At 66.3% G+C, this 24,924-nt stretch carries 29 protein-coding genes and 1 tRNA gene; 15 read left to right on the top strand and 15 right to left on the bottom strand.

The window, feature by feature from the left end; translation table 11 throughout:
* Positions 1–14: 14 nt before the first annotated feature.
* The 5 genes from DSM104440_RS16370 to DSM104440_RS16390 are packed head-to-tail and all read right to left on the bottom strand — an operon-like array spanning position 15 to position 3,324.
* Complete coding sequence (locus tag DSM104440_RS16370) at positions 15–617, bottom strand: pilus assembly PilX family protein (RefSeq protein WP_171164490.1); 603 nt, start codon at positions 615–617, stop codon at positions 15–17.
* A gap of 32 nt (positions 618–649) precedes the next feature.
* Entirely contained in the window at positions 650–1,846 is a 1,197-nt protein-coding gene (locus tag DSM104440_RS16375; protein WP_171166044.1) for a PilW family protein, read from the bottom strand.
* On the bottom strand, positions 1,843–2,331 hold the full coding sequence (locus DSM104440_RS16380; protein ID WP_212758106.1) for a type IV pilus modification PilV family protein: 489 nt from the start codon (positions 2,329–2,331) through the stop codon (positions 1,843–1,845). Before DSM104440_RS16380 ends, DSM104440_RS16375 begins: the two co-directional genes overlap by 4 nt.
* A 13-nt stretch (positions 2,332–2,344) precedes the next feature.
* Entirely contained in the window at positions 2,345–2,887 is a 543-nt protein-coding gene (locus DSM104440_RS16385; RefSeq protein WP_246212171.1) for a GspH/FimT family pseudopilin, read from the bottom strand.
* 2 nt (positions 2,888–2,889) lie between these two features.
* The gene (locus DSM104440_RS16390) at positions 2,890–3,324 is read right to left on the bottom strand and encodes a type IV pilin protein (protein ID WP_212758107.1); all 435 of its coding nucleotides are present in this window, start codon (positions 3,322–3,324) and stop codon (positions 2,890–2,892) included.
* 161 nt (positions 3,325–3,485) lie between these two features.
* Between DSM104440_RS16390 and DSM104440_RS16395 the strand changes: the two genes are divergently transcribed.
* Positions 3,486–3,561 (top strand) — tRNA-Thr (locus tag DSM104440_RS16395).
* Between the two features lie 32 nt (positions 3,562–3,593).
* Here the strand turns inward: DSM104440_RS16395 and ilvA are convergent.
* On the bottom strand, positions 3,594–5,105 hold the full coding sequence (ilvA, locus tag DSM104440_RS16400) for a threonine ammonia-lyase, biosynthetic (RefSeq protein ID WP_171164498.1): 1,512 nt from the start codon (positions 5,103–5,105) through the stop codon (positions 3,594–3,596).
* Between the two features lie 74 nt (positions 5,106–5,179).
* On the opposite strand from ilvA, the gene rpiA reads away from it, so the two are divergent.
* Both rpiA and phoU read left to right on the top strand, forming a co-directional pair.
* Positions 5,180–5,818, top strand: coding sequence for a ribose-5-phosphate isomerase RpiA (gene rpiA / locus DSM104440_RS16405; RefSeq protein WP_246212044.1), 639 nt, complete (start codon positions 5,180–5,182; stop codon positions 5,816–5,818).
* Between the two features lie 64 nt (positions 5,819–5,882).
* Entirely contained in the window at positions 5,883–6,599 is a 717-nt protein-coding gene (gene phoU / locus DSM104440_RS16410) for a phosphate signaling complex protein PhoU (RefSeq protein ID WP_171164502.1), read from the top strand.
* Between the two features lie 53 nt (positions 6,600–6,652).
* On the opposite strand, the gene DSM104440_RS16415 is transcribed toward phoU, so the two are convergent.
* From DSM104440_RS16415 to speD, 9 genes are all read right to left on the bottom strand, one after another.
* Complete coding sequence (locus DSM104440_RS16415) at positions 6,653–7,216, bottom strand: hypothetical protein (RefSeq protein WP_171164504.1); 564 nt, start codon at positions 7,214–7,216, stop codon at positions 6,653–6,655.
* Between the two features lie 76 nt (positions 7,217–7,292).
* Positions 7,293–7,562 (bottom strand): oxidative damage protection protein, encoded by a 270-nt coding sequence (locus DSM104440_RS16420; RefSeq protein ID WP_171164506.1) that lies wholly within the window; start codon positions 7,560–7,562, stop codon positions 7,293–7,295.
* Between the two features lie 2 nt (positions 7,563–7,564).
* A complete protein-coding gene (gene argA / locus DSM104440_RS16425; protein WP_246212046.1) occupies positions 7,565–8,890 on the bottom strand; it encodes an amino-acid N-acetyltransferase in 1,326 nt (441 codons plus the stop codon).
* Positions 8,891–8,923: 33 nt separating this feature from the next.
* Positions 8,924–9,658, bottom strand: coding sequence for a 16S rRNA (uracil(1498)-N(3))-methyltransferase (locus DSM104440_RS16430; RefSeq protein WP_171164508.1), 735 nt, complete (start codon positions 9,656–9,658; stop codon positions 8,924–8,926).
* 13 nt (positions 9,659–9,671) lie between these two features.
* Complete coding sequence (locus tag DSM104440_RS16435) at positions 9,672–10,082, bottom strand: DUF350 domain-containing protein (protein ID WP_171164510.1); 411 nt, start codon at positions 10,080–10,082, stop codon at positions 9,672–9,674.
* A 16-nt stretch (positions 10,083–10,098) separates the two neighbouring features.
* Complete coding sequence (locus DSM104440_RS16440; RefSeq protein ID WP_171164513.1) at positions 10,099–11,223, bottom strand: glutathionylspermidine synthase family protein; 1,125 nt, start codon at positions 11,221–11,223, stop codon at positions 10,099–10,101.
* Positions 11,223–11,582, bottom strand: a complete 360-nt coding sequence (locus tag DSM104440_RS16445) for a hypothetical protein (RefSeq protein ID WP_171164515.1) — start codon at positions 11,580–11,582, stop codon at positions 11,223–11,225. Before DSM104440_RS16445 ends, DSM104440_RS16440 begins: the two co-directional genes overlap by 1 nt.
* A gap of 14 nt (positions 11,583–11,596) precedes the next feature.
* Positions 11,597–12,442 (bottom strand): polyamine aminopropyltransferase, encoded by an 846-nt coding sequence (speE, locus tag DSM104440_RS16450; protein WP_171164517.1) that lies wholly within the window; start codon positions 12,440–12,442, stop codon positions 11,597–11,599.
* 65 nt (positions 12,443–12,507) lie between these two features.
* Positions 12,508–12,918, bottom strand: a complete 411-nt coding sequence (gene speD, locus DSM104440_RS16455; protein WP_171164519.1) for an adenosylmethionine decarboxylase — start codon at positions 12,916–12,918, stop codon at positions 12,508–12,510.
* A gap of 254 nt (positions 12,919–13,172) precedes the next feature.
* On the opposite strand from speD, the gene tkt reads away from it, so the two are divergent.
* The 12 genes from tkt (at position 13,173) to DSM104440_RS16515 (ending at position 24,901) form a co-directional block, all read left to right on the top strand.
* The gene (tkt, locus tag DSM104440_RS16460; RefSeq protein ID WP_171164521.1) at positions 13,173–15,182 is read left to right on the top strand and encodes a transketolase; all 2,010 of its coding nucleotides are present in this window, start codon (positions 13,173–13,175) and stop codon (positions 15,180–15,182) included.
* Complete coding sequence (locus DSM104440_RS16465) at positions 15,175–15,714, top strand: GNAT family N-acetyltransferase (RefSeq protein WP_171164523.1); 540 nt, start codon at positions 15,175–15,177, stop codon at positions 15,712–15,714. The genes tkt and DSM104440_RS16465 overlap by 8 nt, the downstream gene beginning before the upstream one ends.
* Positions 15,715–15,760: 46 nt before the next feature.
* Positions 15,761–16,774 carry a type I glyceraldehyde-3-phosphate dehydrogenase gene (gene gap / locus DSM104440_RS16470; protein ID WP_171164525.1) on the top strand — a complete coding sequence of 338 codons (1,014 nt, stop codon included), beginning with the start codon at positions 15,761–15,763 and terminating at the stop codon, positions 16,772–16,774.
* A gap of 11 nt (positions 16,775–16,785) precedes the next feature.
* Complete coding sequence (gene sugE, locus DSM104440_RS16475; RefSeq protein WP_171166048.1) at positions 16,786–17,109, top strand: quaternary ammonium compound efflux SMR transporter SugE; 324 nt, start codon at positions 16,786–16,788, stop codon at positions 17,107–17,109.
* Positions 17,110–17,113: 4 nt separating this feature from the next.
* Positions 17,114–17,344 (top strand): DUF6356 family protein, encoded by a 231-nt coding sequence (locus tag DSM104440_RS16480; RefSeq protein WP_171164527.1) that lies wholly within the window; start codon positions 17,114–17,116, stop codon positions 17,342–17,344.
* Positions 17,341–18,522 (top strand): phosphoglycerate kinase, encoded by a 1,182-nt coding sequence (locus DSM104440_RS16485; RefSeq protein WP_171164529.1) that lies wholly within the window; start codon positions 17,341–17,343, stop codon positions 18,520–18,522. Before DSM104440_RS16480 ends, DSM104440_RS16485 begins: the two co-directional genes overlap by 4 nt.
* 5 nt (positions 18,523–18,527) lie before the next feature.
* The gene (gene pyk, locus DSM104440_RS16490; RefSeq protein WP_171164531.1) at positions 18,528–19,967 is read left to right on the top strand and encodes a pyruvate kinase; all 1,440 of its coding nucleotides are present in this window, start codon (positions 18,528–18,530) and stop codon (positions 19,965–19,967) included.
* On the top strand, positions 19,964–20,719 hold the full coding sequence (locus DSM104440_RS16495; RefSeq protein WP_171164533.1) for a class I SAM-dependent methyltransferase: 756 nt from the start codon (positions 19,964–19,966) through the stop codon (positions 20,717–20,719). Before pyk ends, DSM104440_RS16495 begins: the two co-directional genes overlap by 4 nt.
* A gap of 74 nt (positions 20,720–20,793) precedes the next feature.
* On the top strand, positions 20,794–21,858 hold the full coding sequence (gene fba, locus DSM104440_RS16500) for a class II fructose-bisphosphate aldolase (RefSeq protein ID WP_171164535.1): 1,065 nt from the start codon (positions 20,794–20,796) through the stop codon (positions 21,856–21,858).
* The gene (locus DSM104440_RS16505) at positions 21,858–22,727 is read left to right on the top strand and encodes a phosphoribosylaminoimidazolesuccinocarboxamide synthase (protein WP_171164538.1); all 870 of its coding nucleotides are present in this window, start codon (positions 21,858–21,860) and stop codon (positions 22,725–22,727) included. Before fba ends, DSM104440_RS16505 begins: the two co-directional genes overlap by 1 nt.
* A 23-nt stretch (positions 22,728–22,750) precedes the next feature.
* Positions 22,751–23,884: a M20 family metallopeptidase gene (locus tag DSM104440_RS16510; protein ID WP_171164540.1), complete on the top strand. Its 1,134-nt coding sequence runs from the start codon at positions 22,751–22,753 to the stop codon at positions 23,882–23,884.
* Between the two features lie 9 nt (positions 23,885–23,893).
* Complete coding sequence (locus DSM104440_RS16515) at positions 23,894–24,901, top strand: radical SAM/SPASM domain-containing protein (RefSeq protein ID WP_171164542.1); 1,008 nt, start codon at positions 23,894–23,896, stop codon at positions 24,899–24,901.
* Positions 24,902–24,924 lie beyond the last annotated feature (23 nt).

Raw genomic sequence — 24,924 nt, forward strand, 5'->3', positions numbered from 1 at the left:
GGTTTCTCGGGTCTTCAGACCTGGACCAGCACGCTTGTCTGGATGACGCTGACCGTATTGCGCGGACCATCGACACGGGTGGTCACGCGGTAGTAGAGCTGGGGCTTGCCCACGAACTGCGGCGCGCCGACCGACATGCTGCCGCCGGTCCCGCTCGTCGTCGGGGCAAAGTACATCGCGCACTCGTTGGACACACCCGCGTTCTCGGCGTTGTAGGCCGTGTCGGGCTGGGTACACATGCGGTGAATCAGGTAGCGGACGCGGTTGCCGCTGGCATCGGGCACGCCGCCGGCAACGGAAATCGCGTCGGTCCAGGCCGATTCTTCAAACCAGTCGGGTTCCACGACCGGACGATTCGAGAAGTAACCCGACGTCTCGTTGGTCGCTTGCAGGGTGGCGCCCGCGGAATTGGCCACGAGCCAGCGCACCGCTTCCTGGGTACCCCGGTCCGCGACCTGCACGGCGGCTTCCTTGAAGGCGACGTTGCCGGCGACGACCGTGGCGGTATCGACCGAGCGCATGAGTGCCACGCCCGCCATCGTCATCGCGACCAGCACGATGAGGGAGATGAGCAGGACCACGCCTTTCTGGCGGCGGGCGAATTTCGGGTGCGACATGGAGGCAGTCCTCTGCGGGGAGCGGCGCGCGATCATTGCGGCCACCAGATCATGTTGCGCAGCGGCACGATGACTTCGAACGTGCGATAGCGATAGCAGCCCCACTGCGCGTTGCTGCCGGCGATGTCCATCGCGACGTTGCCCTTCGAGACCCACACGGGGTTGGCGGTCGTCGTGATGCAAGTGCCGCTCGAATCCGGCTTCTCGGGCGTCATGCTGCGCGAGACGACCGCGAGACGAATGGCGATGACCCGCGCCCAGTTGGCCGCGGTGGCCGTGGCCGGCATCGCGTCGGCCCACTGGTCGGTGGTCGACATGGCGGCTTCCGGAACCGAGACCGCTGCCCCCGTGCCCGTCGAGATGATGTTGTAGTCTCCGCTGCCGTCGTATCCGTACTGCGCCTGCATCTGCACGACGCCATCGGCGATCACCGTGGGCGCGCCACCGGGCACGAGGCCGTCGACCACCTCGAGCGCGTTGTTGTTGATGCGATAGGTCTGGAGCATCGGGCGCGAACCCAGGTTGTAGAGGCGCGCACCGGTCTGCGCGGCGTCGATGAACTTCGTGTACGTGGTCATCGGCGGCACGCCACCGGCGGGGTTGTACATCGTCGTGCGGCTGTTGCCGGACGCATCGATGTAGGAGCCGGTAGTGCGAAGGATCTTGTCGAGATCGCCGGCCGGCGACGGGAGGTCACGCACCTGCGCGAGCGTGCAGGGCGTGGATTCCTGCGCGAGGACCACGAGGTCGCCCTTCTGGAAACCGAAGCGGTTGTCGACCTGGAGGAAGCCCGTGGCACCCGGGTTGTTGATGAACTTCACCGGCGCCTGGTACATGTCCGAGGAGCCGTAGAGGAACGTGATCTGGTCGGGCGCGCCGCCGGTACCGTTGGCGATCTGCACCGGCAACATGCGGAAGTTGAAGCCCACCCCACCCGGCTCGTAGTAGCCGTTGGTCGTGCAGCCCATCAGCGTGACGTGATTGATGCCGTAACCGGCCATGCGGCCGTCGCGCTCGAGCTGGAACAGCGAGAAGACGCCGTTCTGCTGCGCGTCGCCGGCGCCGGTGGTCGTGCGCTTCTGGCCCTCGGAAACCGCGAACATCTGGAACATCACGACCGTCGCGAGGAGGCCGACGAGCACGCCGACCATGAGCTCCACGAGGGTGAAGCCGCGTTGGCGCGCGATTGAGGAAGTCTGGCGGATTCTTTCCATAGGAAGAGTGCTCATGGATTGCTCACGATCGCGATGGCGACGTGGTTGCTCGTCGAAATCGCATCGGGGGCGCGCCAGAACACGGTGACCGTGACCTGGTAGGCGCCGGGAAGTCCTCCGGGTCCGGGCGGCGCGCCGGCCACGGGTGCGATGGCAATCGTGGGCGTGTAAGTCCCCGCGCCGGGAAGGCCGGTGCCGGGCGCCTGGACCTTGGTCACCCAGGCTCCCGCGGCAGGGCCGCCGGGATACGCGTAGACCGGGACGCGGGCAAGGTTCACGCCGCGGTCAAGCCAGATCTGCGAAAGGATCTCGTTGGCGAGGAACGCCGCCTCGGTGCGGTACTGGGCGTTGGAGACGTTGCTGATCGAGACGGCCTGCATCGCGACGAGCGCGAGCACGCCCAGCGAGAAGATCAGGATCCCGATGAGGGCCTCGAGGAGCATCACGCCCTCCTGGCCCGCACGCATCGCTTTCATTTTCATGGTTTTCATCGATTTCATCGCGCCTCCTCCCCTAGCAGGCCCGCGGGTCGCCGGCAGGCGCCTGCGGATCGCACATGCGGATCGCGCCGCCGGCGGGGATGATGATGCGCAGCTCGCGGCTTTCGGCGGCCGGCATCGAGGGGTTGTCGATGTCGATCTGCGTGATCACCGGCGAACCGTTGTGGTTGTTCGGATCGATCCGGCCCAGGGCGGTGAAGGTAATCACGGTGCCGCCACCCGGGGTCGTCGTCGCCACGGCGTTGTACGAGCCTTCGTCGTGGCTGCGCTCGCGGATCGGAGGAGCCTGCTCCGGATCCGACTTCGGATTGACGACGTAGCCGGTGCCGGTCGTGAACTCGAGGTGAACCGCGCGGTTGCTGCGGATCGCCTCGTTCTTCGCGGCCTGCAGGCCGTTCATGATCGCCTCGGCCGCCGTGCGGATCTGGGTGTTCTGGATCCACATGGTGAACATGGGAACACCCGTGGCCATCAATACGCCGAGGATGACCAGCGTCACCAGCATCTCGATCAACGAGACGCCGCGCTGGCGCTGCCGACGAACGATGCCGATCATGTTCAGCACGACGTCTTGCGAATGATGAAGCAGGTATTGGGCATCGGCGTGGGTGCCCATCCGGCAGGCGCCGCGGTGGTCGCACGGGCGTTCTGCTCATTGATGGTGAACGCGAAGCCCGCGGCGCGCAGCTTGCCGGTGGCCGTCACCACATAAGTCTGGTTGCCAGCACCGAGGGCGCACGCGTAGTCGAAGTACGTGGTCTGGGTCGGCGCGGCAGCACCGCAACCGTTGAGACCCGCACCCGCGAAATTGCGGTTGTCCTGGTAGTGCTGCTCCATGCGGACCCGGAACTGCTGCAGGTTCGTATGGCCCTCCACCAGCGCACCGCGCGTGATGTAGTCGTTGTACTGCGGAATCGCGATTGCCGCCAGGATGCCGATGATGGCAACCACGATCATCAATTCAATCAGGGTGAAGCCGGTTTGCTTTTGCATGCTTTCCTCCACGAATGGCATCTTAGGGAAACGGGCGCCAGTGTCTCGCTTGGACTGACAACTGGCAGGCGAAGGCCGACAGACGGCGCTTCAAGGCTTGGGAACGGGGCGGAAGGGGGCTTTTGGCCCCGTGATCGGCTATAATAAGCACCCTTTACGGGGCTGTTGTAGCTCAGTTGGTAGAGCAACTGATTCGTAATCAGTAGGTCGGAGGTTCGACTCCTCTCAACAGCACCACCCCCCCTTCGCGTGCGCCGCCCGGCGCGCGCTCAGCCCAGGAACATCCGGTAAGCCGGGTTCCGGGTTTCATCGGTGTAGTCATAGCCCAGTTCGCGCAGGAAACGGCGGAACGCGCCGCGCTCGCCCTCCGGCACCTGGAGGCCCACGAGCACGCGCCCCACATCCGCGCCGTGGTTGCGGTAATGGAACAGGGAAATGTTCCAGCCCGAGCCCATGTGGGTGAGGAAATTCATCAGCGCGCCGGGACGGTCGGGAAATTCAAAGCGGTAGAGCATCTCGTCGCCCCCCTCGGGCGCGAGGCCGCCCACGAGGTGGCGCACGTGGAGCTTCGCCATCTCGTTGTCCGAGAGATCCACGGCCTTCATTCCCTTCTGTTGCAGCCCGGCGATCAGCCGCTCGGTCTCTTCGCGGCCCGAAACGGAAACGCCCAGGAAAACGTGCGCCGCGCGCTTGTCGGCATACCTGTAGTTGAACTCGGTCACGTTGCGCTTGCCCAGCTGGGCGCACAGCGCCCGGAAGCTGCCGGGCTTCTCGGGGATGGTGACGGCCAGCACGGCCTCGCGGTGTTCGCCGAGCTCCGCGCGTTCGGCCACGAAGCGCAGCCGGTCGAAATTCATGTTCGCGCCGCAGGCGACCGCCACCAGCGTGCGGCCCTTGGCGCGGCGACGCGCGGTCCAGCGCTTGATGCCGGCGAGCGCGAGCGCGCCCGAGGGCTCGACGACCGTGCGCGTGTCCTCGAAGATGTCCTTGATCGCCGCGCAGATCTCGTCGGTGTCGACCAGCACCATCTCGTCGACCAGCTCGCGGGCGATCCGGAATGTTTCCTTGCCCACCTGGCGCACCGCGACGCCGTCGGCGAAGAGGTTCACGTGCGGCAGCGTCACGCGCCGGCCCGCCTTGAGCGAGGCCTGCATTGCATTCGAATCAGTCGGCTCGACGCCGATCACCTTGGTGCGGGGCGAAACGCGCTTCACGTATGAGGCGATGCCGGCGATGAGGCCGCCGCCGCCCACCGGGACGAAGATGGCATCGATGGGTTGCGCGTGTTGCCGCAGGATCTCCATGCCGATCGTGCCCTGGCCCGCGATGACCAGCGGGTCGTCGTAGGGATGCACGAACGTCATGCCATGGCGGCGGGCCAGCTTGCGCGCATGCACGTTCGCCTCGTAGTAGCTGTCGCCCTTGAGCTCCACCTTCGCGCCTCGCGCCGAGACCGCGGTGACCTTGATTCGCGGCGTCGTGACGGGCATCACGATCGTCGCGCGCACGCCCAGCTTCTGTGCCGCGAGCGCCACGCCCTGCGCGTGGTTGCCGGCGCTCGCGCAGATGACTCCCTTCGCCAAGCGGGCCGGGCTCAGGTGCGCCATCTTGTTGTACGCGCCGCGCAGCTTGAACGAGAACACCGCCTGCTTGTCCTCGCGCTTGAGCAGCACGTGGTTGCCGATGCGGCGCGAGATCGCGGGTGCGGGTTCGAGGGGGCTTTCGATCGCCACGTCGTAGACGCGCGCGGCGAGGATCTTCTTCAGGTAGTCGTCCTTCATCCCGCAAGAATAGCAATTTCCCTTATCCTGCCCGGATGGACCAGAACGGCTTGGATCAGAATGCCCTCAAAAAGATGGCCGCAGAAGCGGCGATCAAGTACGTCGAGGACGACATGATGGTGGGCGTGGGCACGGGCTCCACGGTCAACTACTTCATCGCCGCCCTGGGCCCGTGGCGCGCGCGCATCAGGGGCGCGGTGGCGAGCTCCGAGGCCAGCGCGAAACTCCTGCGCGAGCTGAAGATTCCGGTGGCCGAGCTCAACGACACCGGCGGCTGCGACGTCTACATCGACGGCGCGGACGAGGCGACCGAGCATCTCGCGCTCATCAAAGGCGGCGGCGGGGCGCTCACCCGCGAGAAGATCGTGGCCGCGGCGAGCCGCAAGTTCGTCTGCATCGCGGACAAATCGAAGCTCGTTCCCGTCCTCGGCAAGTTCCCGCTGCCCGTCGAGGTGATTCCGATGGCCCGCAGCTACATCGGCCGCGAGCTCGTGAAGCTGGGCGGCGCACCGGAGCTGCGCATGGGCTTCACGACCGACAACGGCAACCTCATCATCGACGTGCACAATCTGGCGATCACGGATCCGGCGGCGCTGGAATCCGCGATCAACCAGCTCGCGGGCGTGGTTGCCAACGGCCTGTTCGCGCGCCGCCCGGCCGACGTGCTCCTGCTGGCCGGCCCCGAGGGCGTGACGACCCTGAACCGCGCCTGATGGCGGCGTCACGGAACTGCAACATCGAGTCGCTAGGATCCTGAATCTCCGAAGGATTGCCACCATGGTCCTCAATACCCAGGAACACACCTCGAAGCGCTACGACGCGGAGCTCGAGACCGTCCGGTCACGCGTGCTGCAGATGGGCGGATTGGTCGAGAGCCAGATCTCGAGCGCCATCAACGCACTGTCGACCGGCAACGTCCAGCTCGCCGACCAGGTGATCGCCGACGACGACCGCGTGAACGCGCTCGAAGTGCAGATCGACGAGGATTGTTCGCACATCATCGCGCGCCGCCAGCCCGCGGCGCAGGACCTGCGCATGGTCATCATGGTGATCAAGATGATCACGGACCTCGAGCGCATCGGCGACGAGGCCGAGAAGATCGCCCGAATGACGAAGCTCATCTATTCCTCGGAGCGCCTGACGCTGCCGCGCTTCACCGAGGTGAAGATCGCCGCCGGCTACGCGATCGACATGCTGAAGAAATCGCTCGACGCCTTCGCGCGCATCGACCTCGCGGCCGCCGCCTCGGTCGTGCGCCAGGATCGCCTGCTCGACGACCAGTTCCGCGGCATCCTGCGCCAGCTGATCACCTTCATGATGGAAGACGCGCGCACCATCTCGACCTCCATCGAGATCCTGTTCGTCGCGAAGGCGCTGGAGCGAATCGGTGACCACGCGAAGAACATGGCCGAGTACGTCGTCTACCTCGTGAAAGGCAAGGACGTCCGCCACGTCACCGAGGAAGAGTTCGAGAGGGAGGCGTCGTCAGATTGATTCGCGAAGCGAATCTGGACTGACGACGTCCTGAGCGTCTGCGAAGGACCCGCTTAACTTGCCGGGCAAGGCGCTCCGGAATCCATCCAGGTCTTGAAGGCCGCGACGAACTGAGCGCGCGGCACCGGCACGGGTGCGCGCCCCTGTCCCGGTTCCCAACCCCATCCCACCAGCTTGTCCTCGCGGTTGTGCTTGAGCATATTCGCGAGGTCCTTGCCGCCGGTGGCCTTGCGGTCCTTGATCGTGGCGCAAAGCTGGGCAGGCGTGACGTCGACGAAGACCATCTTCGTTTCCGGGGGCGGGAGGTGCCAGTTGGGTGCGCCGGGTGGCACGCGCGGGCCGTAGCTCGGCGGCAGGTTCTGCGGCCCGTGGCAGGCGGTGCATTCCATCGCGGCCGCACCATGCCCCGTGGGACCGCGCTTCACGTTCATCGCGTGCTTCACGCCGGTGTCGTGCTGGCGTGGGCTGTCTTCGGGAATGTGGCAGTTGGCGCAGCGCGGGTGCTGCAGGACCGAGCGCACCACTTCGAAGGCGGTGAGGCCATCGGCAGGCTGCGCCGGTGCGGTCAACGGCACGAGCAGCACGGAAGCGAACGGGAGAAGGTGGCGGAGTCTCATCCGCCCAAGGATCGCCGGTCGCGACCGGCGCATCTGCCACCGTAAAGCGCGCGGCGGCGTAGGACGCCGCTGACGCTCAGGCCTTCGGAACGTATCCCGAGGCGACGTCGGCGCCTTCGCCGAAGAAGTAGCGGCGCATCTGCTCGCGCAGGTACTCGCGGGCTCGCGGGTCGGCGCCCGAGAGGCGGTTTTCGTTCACCAGCATCTTCTGGTGCTCGACCCACATCTTCCAGGCCTCTTTGGAAACCTGTTCGTAGATCTGCTTGCCGAGCTCGCCGGGATACGGCGGGGCATCGAGGCCCTCGGCCTCCTTCTTCAGCTTCACGCACTGCACCATCCGCGCCATGCCTACAACTCCTTCACGAAGATCTTCGAACGACGATCCTCATTGTAGTGGGAACGACGGCGCTCGGGCAGGCGCGCGAGGTCGGCCTCGACGAACCCGCGCTCGACGAACCAGTGCGTCGTGCGCGTGGAGAGCACGAACAGCGTCTTGAAGCCCGAGGTGCGAGCGCGTTGTTCGGCGAACGCGAGCATGCGCTCGCCGCGCCCGCCATCGCGATAGAAAGGATTCACGGCCAGCGCGGCAAGCTCCGCGGTCTTGTCCTCGGGAAACGGGACGAGGGCCGCGCACCCGAGGATGTTGCCCTCGGATTCGAGCACGAAGAACTGGCCGATGTCGCGCTCGAGCTGGTGCTGCTCGCGCTTCACGAGGATGCCCTGCTGCTCGAGCGGCTCGAGGATCTGGATGATTCCGGGCACGTCGTCGCCGACGGCATCGCGCAGGCGCTCGGGAGATTCGGGCACCACCATCGTGCCGATACCGTGGCTCGTGAAGAGCTCGATCAGCAACGCGCCGTCGACGTGGCGGCTGATGAGGTGCGCTCGTTTCACGCCGGCATCGCAGGCACGCACGGCCCACGGCAGGAAGATGCGCACGTCCTCGGCGAGCCCATTGCCGGCGATCATCTCGCGCGCCTGCTTCACGGTGAGCTCGGACACGAGGCGGCCCTTCGCATCCTGCGCGCCCGCGGTCTCGGTGAGGAAGATCAGCTTGTCGGCCTTCAGCGCGATCGCGGCGGAGGTGGCGACGTCCTCGAGCGTGCAGTTGAAGACGTCACCGGTCGGCGAGAAGCCCACGGGCGAAAGCAGCACGACCTCATGGTCGTCGAGGCGGCGGCGGATGCCCTCGGCATCGATCTTGCGAACCTCGCCCGTGTGGCCGAAGTCCACGCCGTCGACCACACCCACGGGCTTGGCGGTCACGAAGTTGCCGGAAGAAACGCGGATGTCCGCGCCCCACATCGGCGAGTTCGCGAGCTCCATCGACATCAGCGCTTCCATCTCCACGCGCACGATGCCGTTGGCTTCCTTCACGCAGGCGAGCGCCCGGTCGTCGGTCACGCGCCGGTTGTTCACGAAGCGCGGCGTCACGCCGTGCTGGCGCATCTGCTCGTCGATCTGCGGGCGCGTGCCGTGGACAATCACCACGCGGATCTCAAGGCTCACGAGCACGTTGATGTCGTGCGTGAGCTGCTGGAACTCGTTCTCGGCGATGACCTCGCCACCGAACGCGATCACGAAGGTGCCTCCGCCGAACTGGTGGATGTAGGGCGTGGCGGCGCGAAACCATTTGACGAAGGCTTCGGTCTTCAGCGCGGGGGTCTTGGGCACGGGGTCTTCGGGGCGGCTACCGGACCGCGAATTCTAACGGGAGAAGTCGCCCCACAGGGCCTGGATCGTCGCGAGGGCCGCGAGCGGCGCCGTTTCGGTTCGCAGGATCCGCGGTCCGAGGCCCACGCCCAGGAAGCCCCGCGAGCCGGCGAGGTCGAGCTCGCGCTCCGAGAAACCGCCCTCGGGACCCACGAGCAGCTCCAGCTCGCCTTCGGGCGCGGGCTGCGCGGAAACCAGCGGCGCCTCGGGCGACAGCAGCCATCGTTTGAGCGTGGAAGGCTGCGCGATCCAGTTGAGGTAGCCCAGCGTCGGGCGGACCTCGGCAATGCGGTTGCGGCCGCACTGTTCGCATGCCGCGATCGCCACGCGCTGCCAGTGCTGCTCGCGGCGCGTCGCGCGCTCGCCCGAAAGGCGCACGACGCTGCGGTCGCAGACGATCGGCTGGATCCACGACACGCCCAGCTCCACGGACTTCTGGATGATCCAGTCCATCTTGTCGGCTTCGGGCAGGCCCTGGACGAGGCCGACGGCCACGCGGGCCTCGCGTTCGACGTCACGAAATGCGCCGGTCTTCACGTCGACGCGGTCGCGGTCGATGCGCAGGATCACGGCGTCGTACTCGCCGCCGCGCCCGTCGAAGACCGTGATCGTGTCGCCGACCTTCAGGCGCAGCGCCTTGCCCACGTGGTTGGCGGCGTCGGGCGCGAGCGCGAACTGGGCGCCGGGCCCGAGGCGCAAGTCGCCGCAGTAGATGCGTGCGTTAGGCAACTAGGGAGCCTCCCTAGAAGCTCATGCAGGCGCCGTTGAGCATCCCCACGCCCAGCGAGAGCGTGCCGAGGAAGAATCCCTGGGCGGCCTTGCCGGCGACGATGTCGTCGGTGATCGTCGGGACCATCACGCGCACCACGACGAATGCCGCGATCTGCACGGCGAGCGCGATCAGCCCCCAGATCGCCATGTCGGCGAGGTTCACGCTGAAGCGGATCGCCGCGGAGAGCGGCACGATGAAGCCGAGGATCGCGCCCGAGAGGCTGAAGGCGGCGGCCATGTTGCCCTCGCGGATGAGCTGGAACTCGCGGTGCGGCGTGATGCGCACGTACAGCGCGACGAACGTGGCGAGCAGCACCAGCGAGATCGCGAGGTACACGAGGAAGTTGTCGAAGCCGGCGAACGAGTCGAGCACCTGGCGCATGGCGGATCCTCTCGGGTCAGACGAAGTAGTGGGGAACGAAGCGGCTGGAATTCCTGGTGATGGGAGACGTGTCCTCGCGGATGCCGATGCCCGCGGGCTCCTCGCCGATGATCCACGAGCCGATCACCGTGTAATTTTCGCCGAAGCGCGGCAGTTCATGGAACGCCTGCCAGATGAAGCCCTCGGCCCCGTACTCGCCGGGCGCTTCGATCAGGCGCTCGCCGGAACGGATGGAGACGTTCGCGCCCTCGCGCGAATACAACGGCTTCTTCACGAAGTCGGTCGCGAAGCGTCCGGAATCGAAGCTCGCGGCAAGCAGGTTCGGATGATCCGGAAACATCTCCCACAGCACGGGGAGGATCGCCTTGTTGGAAAGCACCATCTTCCACGCGGGTTCGATGACGCGCGTGGTACGCGCGAGCAGGTGGTTGCCGAACTCCTCCGCGACCAGCCACTCCCACGGATAGAGCTTGAAGAGGACGTCGATGTTGCGTTCGTCGAGGTCGGTGAAGCGCTTGCCGTTCCAGCCGATGTCGGCGATGTCGATCGCCTTGGCGTCGAGCCCGGCCTGGATCGCGGTGTCGCGCAGGTAGTCGACGTTGCCCTGGTCCTCGGGGCTGTCGGCCACGCACGTGAAGTGCACGCGCTTGTGGCCCGGGACGTCCGCCGAGAGTTCCTTCCAGCGATCCACCAGCTTCTCGTGGATCGAGTTGAACTGGTCGGCCTTCGGGAAACTGTCCTGCAGCCAGTACCACTGCACCACGCTCGCCTCGAGCAGCGCCGTAGGCGTATCGGCGTTGTACTCGAGCATCTTGGGATCGCCGTTCCCATCCCACGAAAGATCGAAGCGCCCGAAAAGCGATTTCTCGTCGTCGTCCCACGAGTCGCGGATAAGCTTGTGGAAGGGCTCGGGAATGTGGAAGCGCCCGAAGTCGCCCGATTCGATCACGCGGCCGGCGGCCTCGATGCAGCGCGTCTGGAGCTCCGCGGTCGCGAGCTCAAGCCGGTCGACCTGCGCGGCCGTGAACCGGTAGCAGGCGCGCTCGTCCCAATAGACGCCGTCCATGCTGTGGAAGTGAAAGCCAAGCGCCTCGACCTTCTGCGGCCAGTCGGGGCGCGGGACGCGTTCTTCGCGCTTCATCAGCCGCCGCTGCTGCTGCTCGAGCTCGAGCGGCCCGAGAAGCCGAATCCGCCTCGCGACGAAGACGAGGAGCTCGAGCTCGATGAGCTTGTGCGCGTGGAACCCATCGAGTGCTTGGAGTTCGAGCCGAACCAGCTCGATCCCGACGAGCCCCGATAGCTCGGCCCGTAGTAGAAGCCGCGGCCCGCGTGGCCCGAGCCGGTCGCCGGCGTGCAGTCGGCCGGGGTGTTCCCCCAGTCGGCAAGGCAGTCCTCGCGCGAGGCGTAGACATCGCGCTTTTCCGCGCACCCGGAGATCGCCGCGACGCCGATCAACACCAGCGTCACGCGGCTCGAGGACTTGCGCAGCTTCTTGAGCATCGCCCCTCCCCCAATCAGGCGACGAGTTGCCTCACGTAGTTGGGCAGCGCGAACACCGCCCCGTGGACATCGCCGTTGTAGTACTGCAAATCGGTGATCCCGCGCGCCTTGATGCGCCGGTCGATCTCGGCGCCGGGCACCTCGCGCGGATCGAGCGTATCCGAAGCGCAGGCAAAACCCCAGATCGAGCCGTAGATGGGAATGTGCACGAAATACGGCGTCACCCGGCGAAAGACCTGGCGCAGGTTGCCGAGCGTCTCGCGCACGCGCGCCGGGTGCGAGAACGGCGAGCCGATATGCAGCGTGAGCGCGCCGCCAGGCGCCATCGCGCCGCGCGCGAGCGCGAACGTGGCCGGCGAGTAGAGCTCGACCGAGGGGCCCACCGGATCGGTGAGGTCCATCGAGATCACGTCGTAGCGCACGGGCGTGGCCTTCAGGTACGCGAGCCCGTCGCCCACCGTGAGCTTGAGCTTCGGATTGTCGAAGACGCCGCGGTGGACCTTGCCGAACTGCGCCTTCGCGATCTCGATCACGTCCGGATCGAGCTCGGCGAGGTGCGCAACTTCCAGCGTCGAGTGCTTGAGCAGCTCCTCGCACGAACCGCCGTCGCCCCCGCCGATCACCAACGCGCGCTTCGGATCCGGATGCGCGACCGTCGTCGGATGGATGAGGTTCTCGTGATAGAAGAACTCATCCTTCTCGGAGGTCATGTTGAAGCCGTCGAGCCGGAAGATGCGGCCCAGATCGGGCGTGTCGTACACCTCGAGCAGCTGGAACGGCGTCTGCCGGCGCTCGACGAGCGTGCCCTCGAAGTAGACGCCCGAGGTCTCGTTGAGCTTCTCGAAGATCTTGTCAGCCATGGCGCGAGAGCCGCTTTTCGGGCAATGGAAGGAAAGGCCCCCGCGCTCGGCGGGGGCCTGGAGGTTCACTTGACCGCGGCGAGCCGCTTCTTCTTCACCGGCAGGTCGCGCCCGCGCCAGACACGCTCGACGAGCGAGTCGGACGGTTGCAGGTGCGCGGAGAGGACGGAATAGAGCTTCTCCGCCTTGGCGCTGTTGTCGGAAGTGACGTTGCAAACGTACACATCGAGCGTCGCGCCACTGCGTTCGGGCCAGGTATGGATCGCGAGATGCGATTCCGCGAACACGACAGCGCCCGTCGCGCCACCAAGCTGCGTGGCGTCGAGACCGTCGAATTGGTAGAAGTGGTCCCCGAGGACCGTGAGACCTACGTCCTTGCACGCAGCCACGCAGGCTTCGCGCAATTTTCCGGACGAGGTCAGCATTTCGCTGTTCCGGCAGCCGTACAGGTCGGCGATGATGTGCAGTCCCTTCACTCCGATACCCCCTTTTCTTCAAGTAATGATCTACAGGGGCGGACTCATCGCGCATACCCGGGCGCCCCGCCTTTCCAAGAGAAAGGCGGAACGCCCTTAAACCCAGGGCGGCGGGTGAAATCCGTCTTGCAGAGGTTTACCCAAGCGAAAAATATCGCAGGAAAAAAGTGCGAAAGTATAATGGCATATTCCCTGCGTTGTACAAGTCTTTTCGAGTTTCCTCACGCCTCCGTCGTTACAGCCGAAACCCTCCGATGCCCGATACGCCTGTCCTACCCGCTTCGCACGCCGATCTCGTCAACGCCATTCGCGCTCTCGCGATGGATGCCGTGCAAGCGGCAAACTCCGGACATCCGGGAATGCCCATGGGCATGGCGGAAATTTCCGAGGTTCTCTGGCGCAAGTTCCTGCGCCACAACCCCGCGAATCCCGCGTGGGTCGATCGCGACCGCTTCGTGCTGTCGAACGGACACGGTTCGATGCTGCAGTACGCGTTGCTGCATCTTTCGGGCTACGACCTGCCGATGGAACAGATCCGCGCGTTCCGCAAGCTCCATTCGAAGACGCCGGGACATCCGGAACACGGTCTCACGCCGGGCGTGGAGACCACGACGGGCCCGTTGGGCCAGGGCCTGGCCAACGCCGTGGGTTTCGCGCTCGCCGAGAAGCTCCTCGCCGCGGACTTCAACCGTCCGGGCCACGCGATCGTCGACCATCACACCTACGTGTTCGTCGGCGACGGCTGCCTCATGGAAGGCATTTCGCACGAAGCGTGCTCGCTCGCGGGCACGCTGGGGCTCGGGAAGCTCATCGCGCTCTACGACGACAACGGCATCTCCATCGACGGCAAGGTCGAGGGCTGGTTCCGCGACAACACGCCGATGCGATTCGCCGCGTACGGCTGGAACGTCATTCCCAACGTCGACGGCCATGATCCGCGCGCGCTGGAAGCGGCGATCGCCGAGGCTCGCGAGGAGACCAGCAAGCCCACGCTCATCTGCTGCAAGACGGTGATCGGCAAGGGCTCGCCTTCGAAGGCGGGAACGGATGCCGTGCACGGCGCCGCACTCGGCGACAAGGAAGTCGCCGCGACGCGCGAAGCGATCGGCTGGAAGCACGCGCCCTTCGAGATTCCCAAGGCCGTGTACGAAGGCTGGGACGCGCGCGGCAAGGGCGCGACGCTCGAGCAGGAATGGAACGCCCGTTTCGCGGCTTACGAGAAGGCTCACCCGGAGGCCGCGAAGGCCTTCCGCGAGCGGATGTCGGGCAAGTTGCCTGCGAGCTGGGCTGGCGCCGTCGAGAGCCTCATCGCCAAGGCCAACGAGAAGGGCGAGACCGTCGCCACGCGCAAGGCGAGCCAGCTCGCCATCGAGGCGCTGGCACCGCACCTGCCCGGCTTCCTCGGAGGCTCCGCGGACCTCACGGGATCCAACCTCACCAATTGGTCAGGTACCAAGGCGATCACCGACAAGCAGGCGGGCAACTACGTCTACTTCGGCGTGCGCGAGTTCGGCATGGCCGCGGCCGGCAACGGCATCGCGCTGCATGGCGGCTTCATCCCCTACTCCGGCACGTTCCTCACGTTCTCCGACTACTCGCGCAATGCCCTGCGCATGGCGTCGTTGATGAAGCTGCGCAACATCTTCGTCTTCACGCACGACTCCATCGGCCTGGGCGAGGACGGCCCGACCCACCAATCGGTCGAGCACGTCGCGAGCCTGCGCCTCATTCCTGGAATGGACGTCTGGCGCCCCTGCGACACCGTCGAAACCGCGGTGGCCTGGGCGATGGCGATCGAACGCCACGATGGCCCGAGCTCGCTCGCGCTCTCGCGCCAGAACAGCCCGTTCGTGAAGCGCTCGCCCGAGGCGATCGCGGCGATCCGCCGTGGCGGCTACGTGATCTCCGAAGCTTCGGGAACGGCGAAGGCCATCATCATCGCCACCGGCACGGAAATGCAGATCGCTCTTGCGGCGCAGAAGGTGCTTGCGGAGAGCGGCATTCCCGTTCGCGTGGTCTCGATGCCCTGCACGAGCCTCTTCGACCGGCAGGATGCGGCCTGGCGCGCCTCGGTGCTGACCAAGGGCGTGCCGCGCGTCTCGATCGAAGCCGGCGTCACCGATTTCTGGCGCAAGTACGTGGGCCTCGAAGGGGCCGCCGTCGGCGTGGATCGCTTCGGCGAATCGGCGCCCGCCGCGGACGTCTACAAATTCCTGGGTGTGGACACCGAACACCTGGTTGCCGCGGTGCGCAGCGTTGCCTGACGTCACCACACTCGCCGTTCGCGTCGCCACCGCCGAGGATGCGGCGCAGATCTCGCACGTGCATCGCGAGAGCTGGCGCACGACCTACGCGGGCATCCTCCCGGTCGAAGTCATCGCGCGCGAAGCCGGACGCAAGACGGAGCTCGCGTGGCGCCAGTGGCTCGAGCGCGACGAGGGTTTCTGCAAGACGTTCGTGGTGGAGCTTCCCGGCGAGGGGATCGTCGGCTTCGCCTTCTGCGGCGACGCCCGCGAACCGATCCACCACCTCGAGGCCGAGATCTACGCGCTCTACGTCCTCCAGTCGCACCAGCGCCGCGGCGTGGGCTCGGCCCTCGTGCGCGAATGCGCGCGCCACTTCGTGCGCCACGGCCTTTTCGGGTTCTACCTCTGGGTGCTGAAGGCCAACCGCGCCCGGCTCTTCTACTCGGCCCTGGGCGGCGAAGTCGTCGCCGAAGCGAGCGACACGCTCGCCGGCCACCCGTTCGCCAAGGAGGCGTACGGCTGGCAGGACCTCACCGCGCTCGTCGGATAAAATAAGCACTTTCCCCGCTTTTCCCGCCCCCGGAGCTCACACGCAAATGCCTATCAAGGTCGCCATCAATGGCTACGGCCGCATCGGCCGCAATATCCTTCGCGCCCACTACGAGGGCGGCAAGAAGCACGACATCCAGATCGTGGCGATCAACGACCTCGGCCCGGTGGAAACCAACGCCCACCTCACGCGCTTCGACACCGCGCACGGCAAGTTCCCGGGCGAAGTGAAGGTCGATGGCGATCACATGGTCGTGAACGGCGACCGCATCAAGGTCTTCGCGCAGCGCGACCCGGCGCAACTGCCGTGGGGCAGCCTGGGCGTGGACGTCGTGCTCGAATCCACCGGCTTCTTCACGTCGAAGGAGAAGGCCTCGGCGCACCTCAAGGGCGGCGCGAAGAAGGTGATCATCTCGGCGCCCGGCGGCAAGGATGTCGACGCGACCGTCGTCTACGGCGTGAACCACGCGACGCTCAAGGCCGCGCACACCGTCATCTCCAACGCCTCGTGCACGACCAATTGCCTCGCGCCCCTGGTGAAGCCGCTGCACGAGAAGATCGGCGTGGTCACGGGCCTCATGACCACGATCCACGCCTATACCAACGACCAGGTCCTCACCGACGTCTTTCACGAGGATCTCCGCCGCGCGCGCTCGGCCACGATGTCGATGATCCCGACCAAGACGGGTGCGGCGGCCGCGGTCGGCCTCGTGCTCCCGGAGTTGAACGGCAAGCTCGACGGCTTCTCGATGCGCGTGCCCACCATCAACGTGTCCTTCGTGGACCTCTCGTTCATCGCCGCACGCGACACGACGGTCGACGAGGTCAACGCCATCATGAAGGCCGCCTCCGAGGAGGCCGGCTGGAAGGGCGTGCTCGGCTACAGCACGGCGCCGCTCGTCTCCGTCGACTTCAACCATGACCCGCGCTCCTCGATCTTCGACGCGACGCTCACCAAGGTCTCCGGCCGCCTCGTGAAGGTCGGCAGCTGGTACGACAACGAGTGGGGCTTCTCCAACCGCATGCTCGACACCACCGTCGCGCTGATGAACGCGAAGTGACGGAGCCGGGCATGGCGTGGGTCGTGCTGATCGTGGCCGGTCTCTTCGAGATCGGCTGGGCCGTCGGTCTCAAGTACACCGACGGCTTCAGCAAGCCCATGCCCACGACGCTCGTGGTCGGCGCGATGGTCGCGAGCATCTGGCTGCTCGCGGTAGCACTCCGCACCATTCCCGTCGGCACCGGCTACGCGGTGTGGACGGGCGTCGGCGCCGTGGGCACCGCGATCCTCGGCATGTTCCTGTTCAACGAGTCGCGCGACGTGGCGCGAATCCTGTGCATCCTGCTGATCGTCGCGGGGATCGTGGGGCTCAAGCTCGTCACCCCGAACCCCTGAGGCAATGCGCAACCCCTTCACGGCCCATCCCAACGACGTCGGCGAGTCCTACTGGCAGCACGCCTTCTTCGCGATGCGCTACGGCGTGAAGATGACGCTCGGCGGAATCGCCGCGTTCTTCCACGGGCTCTTCCCCTTCCTGTTTCGTACGACCGCGAGCCGCATCACCGACGAGCTCTCGGCGACCCTTGCCGCCTCGCGCAGGCAAGGCCTCGATAAAAAGGATCCGAAGTGAACGTCCTGCGCATGGCCGACCTCGACCTGGCCGGCAAACGCGTCTTCATCCGCGCCGACCTCAACGTCCCGCAGGACGACAGCGGCGCCATCACCGACGACACGCGCATCCGCGCGTCGGTGCCCGGCATTCGCCTCGCGCTCGAGAAGGGCGCGGCGGTCATGGTCACTTCGCACCTGGGCCGCCCCACCGAGGGCCAGTTCTCGGAGGCCGATTCGCTCGCCCCCATCGCCAAGCGCCTGGGCGAATTGCTCGGCCGCGAGGTTCCCCTCGTGCGTGATTGGCTCGGCGGCGTGGACGTGAAGCCCGGCGCGGTCGTGCTCCTCGAGAATTGCCGCTTCAACGTGGGCGAGAAAAAGAACGCCGACGAGCTCGCGCAGAAGATGGCCGCACTTTGCGACGTCTATGTGAACGACGCCTTCGGCACCGCGCACCGCGCGGAAGCCACGACGCACGGCATCGCCAAGTTCGCGAAGGTCGCCTGCGCCGGCCCGTTGCTCGCCGCGGAGCTCGATGCCCTGGGCAAGGCGCTCGCCAATCCGCGCCGGCCGCTGGTGGCGATCGTCGCGGGCTCCAAGGTGTCCACGAAGCTCACGATCCTCAAGACCCTTTCCGAGCGCGTCGACCGGCTGATCGTGGGCGGCGGCATCGCCAATGCCTTCATGCTCGCCGCGGGCCTGCCGATCGGCAAGTCGCTGTGCGAGCCCGACCTGCTGCCCGAGGCCAAGGAAATCCTCGTGATGATGGAAGCGCGCGGCGCGAAGGTGCCGATCCCGACCGACGTCGTGGTCGCGAAGACTTTTGCCGCCGACGCGCCGGCCACCGTCAAGGCCGCGAAGGAAGTCGAGGACGACGACATGATCCTCGACATCGGCCCGGCCACCGCGAAGCACTACGCGGGCATCCTCGGCATGGCAGGCACGATCGTCTGGAACGGTCCGGTGGGCGTGTTCGAGTTCGAGGCGTTCGGCAATGGAACGAAGGAAGTGGCTGACGCGATCGCGTCATCCAAGGCATTTTCAATCGCGGGTGGCGGTGACACGCTGGCGGCGATCGCGAAATACGGCGTGACCGACCGCATCGGCTACATCTCCACGGGCGGCGGCGCGTTCCTCGAGTTCCTCGAGGGCAAGGTCCTTCCCGCGGTGGAGATCCTGGAGAAAAGGGCGGCTGCATGAGCGCTATGAAGCGAAGCACGAAGATCGTCGCCACGCTGGGTCCCGCCTCGAGCGACCCCGCGGTCCTCGAGCGCATGATCCTCGCGGGCGTGGACGTGGTCCGCCTCAACTTCTCGCACGGCACCGCGGCAGACCACCTCAAGCGCGCGGAGCTCGTGCGCGAGACCTGCCGCAAGATCGACCGCACCGTGGGCATCATGGCCGACCTGCAGGGTCCGAAGATCCGCGTGGGCAAGTTCAAGGACGGCAAGGTCGCGCTCAACAAGGGCGACAAGTTCATCCTCGACGCGGACTGCGAGACCGGCGACGCCACGCGCGTAGGCCTCGACTACAAGGAACTCCCGCGCGATGTGCGCCCCGGCGACGTGCTGCTGCTCGACGACGGCAAGATCGTCCTCGACGTGGCCTCGGTGAAGGGCAACGAGATCCACACGGTCACGCGCCACGGCGGCACGCTCTCGAACAACAAGGGCATCAACCGGCAAGGTGGCGGCCTCACGGCGCCGGCGCTGACGCCCAAGGACATCGACGACATCCGCACCGCGGCCCAGATGAAGGCCGACTACCTCGCGGTCTCCTTCCCGAAGAGCGGCGCCGACATGTACATGGCGAAGGAGCTGATGCGCGCCGCGGGAGGCGACTCGCTGCTGATCGCCAAGATCGAGCGTGCCGAAGCGATTCCCGCGCTCGAGGACATCATGAACGCCTGCGACGGGATCATGGTCGCGCGCGGCGATCTCGCGGTGGAAGTGGGCGACGCGTCGGTTCCGGCCCTGCAGAAGCGCATGATCCGCACCGCCCGCGAGTTGAACAAGCTCACGATCACCGCGACCCAGATGATGGAGTCGATGATCTCCAGCCCCGTCCCCACGCGCGCCGAAGTCTCCGATGTCGCCAACGCCGTGCTCGACGGCACGGACGCCGTGATGCTCTCGGCCGAATCCGCCTCGGGCCAGTACCCGGTCGAGACCATCGAGGCGATGAGCCGTATCTGCGTGGAAGCCGAGAAGAGCCATCCGGTGACGCTCGACCGTGAATTCCTCGACCGCGTGTTCAAGCGCGTCGACCAGTCGATCGCGATGGCCGCGCTCTTCACCGCGTACCACCTCAATGTGAAGGCGATCGCCGCGCTCACGGAGTCGGGCTCGACGGCGCTGTGGATGTCGCGCCTCAATTGCGGCGTGCCGATCTACGCCCTCACCTCGCAGACCAATACGCGCTATCGCACCACGCTCTTTCGCGACACCTACCCGCTGATGGTGAAGTACGTCGGCCACGACCGCGAGGAGCTCCTCGAGGAAGCCGAGGCCGTGCTCGTGCGCAGCGGCGTGGTGGCGGAAGGCGATCTCATCGTCCTCACGATCGGCGAGCCCATCGGCAAGGCCGGCGGGACGAACACGATGAAGATCGTGCGCGTCGGCGACCACAAGCGGCGCGCTCCGTGACAGCCCTGCTCGACCAGGTGCGCGGACGCTCCTGGTTCTACGAATTCGACCTGCCCGACGGCTCGCGCACGGCGAGTTACCTGCCGGCCGGCGTGGAGAAGGTGCATACCACTCGCCTGGCGATGCTCGATGCGGCACTGGACGCGCGCTACGGCGAAGGCCTCGAAGACCTCGAGGCCGTGGATCTCGCCTGCCACCAGGGCTTCTTCGCGCTGCACGTCCTGGGCCGCGGCATGAAGTCGGTCCTGGGCCTCGATGCGCGCCAGGAGCACCTGGACGACGCGAAGCTCATGGCCAAGGTGCAGGGCCTCGCCAACCGCTTTCCGACGCGCCAGGTCGATCTCGAGGAAGCGCAGGCCAAGGACATCGGCACGCACGACGTGACGCTCATGCTGGGCCTGCTCTACCACCTCGAAAACCCGGTGCGGGCCCTGCGCCTCGCGCGCGCGGTCACCAAGCGCACGCTCCTCATCGAAACCCAGGTCGTCCCGCACATGAGCGGCGTGGTCGATTGGGGCGCGCACACCTTCCAGCGCCACATGGTCGGCTCCTTCGGGATCATCGACGAAACCGAGGAAACCCACGCCCCCGAAGCCAGTGCCCGCGGGATCTGCCTGGCGCCCTCGATCGAGGGCCTGGAATGGCTGCTCAAGCGCGTGGGCTTCTCCAACGTGGAGCGCCTGGCGCCCCCCGCCGACGGCTACGAGCAGCATCTGGGCCAGAAGCGGGTGATGTTCGCCGCCGACGTCTGAATTCCCTGCGCTCCGGGTTCCTACCGGGTGCGCCAGACGGGTAAAATCGACCCTCCTACCCGGAGGTATTCGCCATGGCTCTCGTCTCGATGCGTCAACTGCTGGATCACGCGGCCGAAAACGGCTACGGACTCCCCGCCTTCAACGTGAACAACCTGGAGCAAGTGCAGGCGATCATGGAGGCCGCCAGCGAGACCGACAGCCCGGTGATCATGCAGGCCTCGGCCGGCGCCCGGAAGTACGCCGGCGAGACCTTCCTCAAGTACCTCATCGAAGCCGCGGTGGCGACGTACCCGAAGACGCCGGTCGCGATGCACCAGGACCACGGCCAGTCCCCGGCGGTGTGCGAAGGCGCCATCAAGCTGGGCTTCTCCAGCGTGATGATGGATGGCTCGCTCGAGGCCGACGGCAAGACCATCGCCTCCTACGACTACAACGTCGCCACGACGAAGCAAGTGGTCGACATGGCCCACCGTCTCGGCGTGTCCGTCGAAGGCGAGCTGGGCTGCCTCGGATCGCTCGAGACGATGCGCGGCGACAAGGAAGACGGCCACGGCACCGATTCCACGATGACGCGCGAGATGCTGCTCACCGATCCCGAGCAGGCCGCCGACTTCGTGAAGAAGACCGGCGTCGATGCGCTCGCCATCGCCATCGGCACCTCGCACGGCGCCTACAAGTTCACGCGCAAGCCCACGGGCGACATCCTCGCGATCGAACGCATCAAGGAGATCCACAAGCGCATCCCGAACACCCACCTGGTGATGCACGGCTCCTCGTCGGTGCCGCAGGATCTCCTCAAGGTGATCCGCGAGAACGGCGGCGAGATGAAGGAAACCTACGGCGTGCCCGTCGAGGAGATCCAGGAAGGCATCAAGCACGGTGTCCGCAAGATCAACATCGACACCGACATCCGCCTCGCGATGACGGCCGCGATCCGCAAGTACCTGAACGACAACAAGAGCGCCTTCGACCCGCGCGACTACCTCAAGCCCGCGCGCGCCGCCGCCAAGGAAATCTGCAAGCAGCGCTACACGCAATTTGGCTGCGCCGGCATGGGCTCGAAGCTGCAGCCGATCACCCTCGAGAAGATGGCCACGCGTTACGCCAAGGGCGAGCTCGCCGCGGTCGTGAACTGATGTACGAATCGAAGATTGCCTCGCTCCCTTTGGTGGCGCGCGGCAAGGTACGCGACATCTACGCGGTCGGCGACGACAAGCTGCTCATCGTCACCACCGACCGCCTCTCCGCTTTCGACGTGGTCCTGCCCACGCCGATCCCGGAGAAGGGCCGCGTGCTCACCGAGATGGCGAACTTCTGGTTTGCGAAGTTCGCGCACCTCGTGCCCAACCAGCTCACCGGCATCGATCCGCTGACCGTGGTGAAGCCCGAGGAAGCGGACCAGGTGCGCGGCCGCGCGATCGTGGTGAAGAAGTTGAAGCCCCTGCCCGTGGAAGCCGTCGTGCGCGGCTACCTCGAAGGCGGCGGTCTCAAGGAGTATCAAGAGACAGGCAAGGTCTGCGGCATCTCGTTGCCTGCGGGCCTCAAGCGCGCCTCGAAGCTTCCCGAGCCGATCTTCACGCCCGCGACCAAGGCCGAAGCCGGCATCCATGACGAGAACATCTCGTTCGAGCAGATGAGCGCCACCGTAGGCGAAGCGCGCGCGAAGGAAGTGCGCGAGGTCGCGCTCAAGCTCTACAAGGCCGCGGCCGAGTACGCCCTCACCAAGGGCATCATCATCGCCGACACGAAGTTCGAGTTCGGCGTGGATGCGGCCGGCAAGCTCCACATCATCGACGAAGCCCTCACGCCCGATTCCTCCCGCTTCTGGCCCGCGGCCACTTGGAAGGAAGGCGAAGTCCCCGAGAGCTTCGACAAGCAGTACATCCGCAACTGGCTCGACTCGATCGGCTTCAATCGCCAGCCGCCCGCGCCCGACGTGCCGCGCGAGGTCGCCCTCAAGACGAGCGAGAAGTACCAGGAAGCGCTGCGCCGCCTGGCGGCCTAGTGTATCCGGACAAAAAAGTCACCATGACCGCCCGCCTCGACGCCCGCGTGCTGACGCGCGAGCTCCTCGCCTACAACACGATCAATCCGCCGGGGATGGAGCGCGCGTGCGCGCGCCACCTGGGCGCGCTCCTCGAGACGGCGGGATTCACCGTCCGCTATCACGAGTACGCCGAGGCGCGCACCAGCCTCGTCGCCACGATCGGCGGAAGCGACGCGAAAGCGCCGCTGTGCTTCACCGGCCACATCGACACCGTGCCGCTGGGTGCGGCGCCGTGGACGAAGGATGCCTTCGCGGGCGAGACGGACGGCGACAAGATCTACGGCCGCGGTTCAACGGACATGAAGGGCGGCGTCGCGGCCTTCGTCGCAGCCGCCGTGGAGCTCGCTCCGCACCTCGCGCGCGGCCCGGGCCTCGTGCTGGTGATCACCGCGGGCGAAGAGATCGGCTGCGAAGGCGCGCGCTACCTCGCCGACAAGAAATTGCTCGGGCGCGCCGGTGCCATCGTCGTCGCCGAGCCCACGGGCAACTTCCCCTACGTCGGCCACAAGGGCCTGTGCTGGTTCGAGGTGGAGACGCGTGGCGTCACCGCTCACGGCTCGATGCCGGAAGTGGGCGACAACGCCATCCTCAAGATGGCCCGCGTGATCGACGATCTCGGGCACTTCCACTTCCCGGTGGAGTCTCATCCGGTCATGGGCAAACCCACGATGAACGTCGGCACGATCCGCGGCGGCATCAACACCAATTCCGTGCCGGACGCCGCGGCGATCACGATCGACATGCGCACGGTCCCCGGCATCGACCACGGCCACTTGTGCAAGTCACTGCAAACGTTGCTCGCGCCGCGGGGCGCGCGCGTGCGCCAGCTCGTCGATTGCGCGCCGCTCTACACCGAGCCGCAGACCGAATGGATGCAAACGGTGTTCGAGGATTGCACGCCGTTCCTCGAAGGCCGCCCGACACCGAAAACCATCACGTTTTCCACCGACGGCTCGGACCTCAAGCGCGGTTTTGGCGGTGGCGTGCCCGCGGTGATCCTCGGCCCCGGCGAACCGACCCTCGCGCACCAGACCGACGAATGGTGCTCGCTCCATCGCATCGAACAATCCGTCGACCTCTTCCGCAACATCGCGCGCCGCTGGTGCGATGCCTGAATCGAGCCCATGAGCAAAGTCATCGAATTCCGCAAGAACGCCTCGCCCTCGCCCGTGACGCGCCAGCCCAGGCACATCTTCACGGCGCACATCGACATCGTGCACGGCTGCCAGCTCCAATGCGTCGGCTGCCCGAACTCCGTCCTGCTGCCCAAGGTGAAGCGCATCTCGGTGGAGGACTTCGCGACGATCCTCGGCAACATCGACGTCGAGCGCATCCACACGCTGCGCCTCTACAACTTCGGCGAGCCGCTGCTGCACAAGAACCTCGCGGAGATCGTGGCGCAGATCCCGAAGCAGAAATGGAAGCCCTCGGTCGTCGAGATCAGCACCAACGCGCAGAAGGTGGACTGGCAGGATTTCGAGGCGATGTTGAAGCTCGAAGTCGTCAACAAGCTCGTGGTGAGCTGCGACGGCGACGGCTCGCCCGCCGAGTACGAGCGCCTGCGCCCGCCTTCGAAGTGGGAGAAGTTCATCGAATTCCTCGAGCGAGCGCGCGAACTCCGCGACCGCTATTCGCCGGCCACACAGCTGTGGACGCGCTCGGTCATCCGCACGCAGCAGGATGCGCAACGCTGGGAAGACATCCTCCGGCCGCGCGGCTGGACGCCCGAGTTCCGCCGCTGGATGGCGCTGCCCGAAGCGAAGGAGAACCTCACCGGCCGCGAGATGGTCGCGCCCAAGGGCTCGTGCGTGTTCCTCGCGCAACCCGAGGAGTTCAACGCCCACCCGTGGTTCGGCGAGATCAACCTGCTCTACGTCGATGCCGACGGAACGGTCGTGCCCTGCTGCATGCATCCGCAAGCGGGCGTGCTCGGGAACCTGCGCACGCACAAGTTCAGCGAGATCCTCTTCGGCGCGGGCCGCCGGCAGATGAAGGAAGCGATGGACAAGGATCGCGCGTCGATGTCGGTGTGCGGCGAATGCGACGTGGGCCCCGTGGGCAATGAAGGTGCGTCGTACTGGAGCCAGCTCACGTACTGGAGCCCCAACAAGAGCCCGCTGCCCGAGCAGTGAAAGTAGAGGGGTCAGATCCTTCT

Source organism: Usitatibacter palustris, from assembly GCF_013003985.1.
Lineage (GTDB): Bacteria > Pseudomonadota > Gammaproteobacteria > Burkholderiales > Usitatibacteraceae > Usitatibacter > Usitatibacter palustris.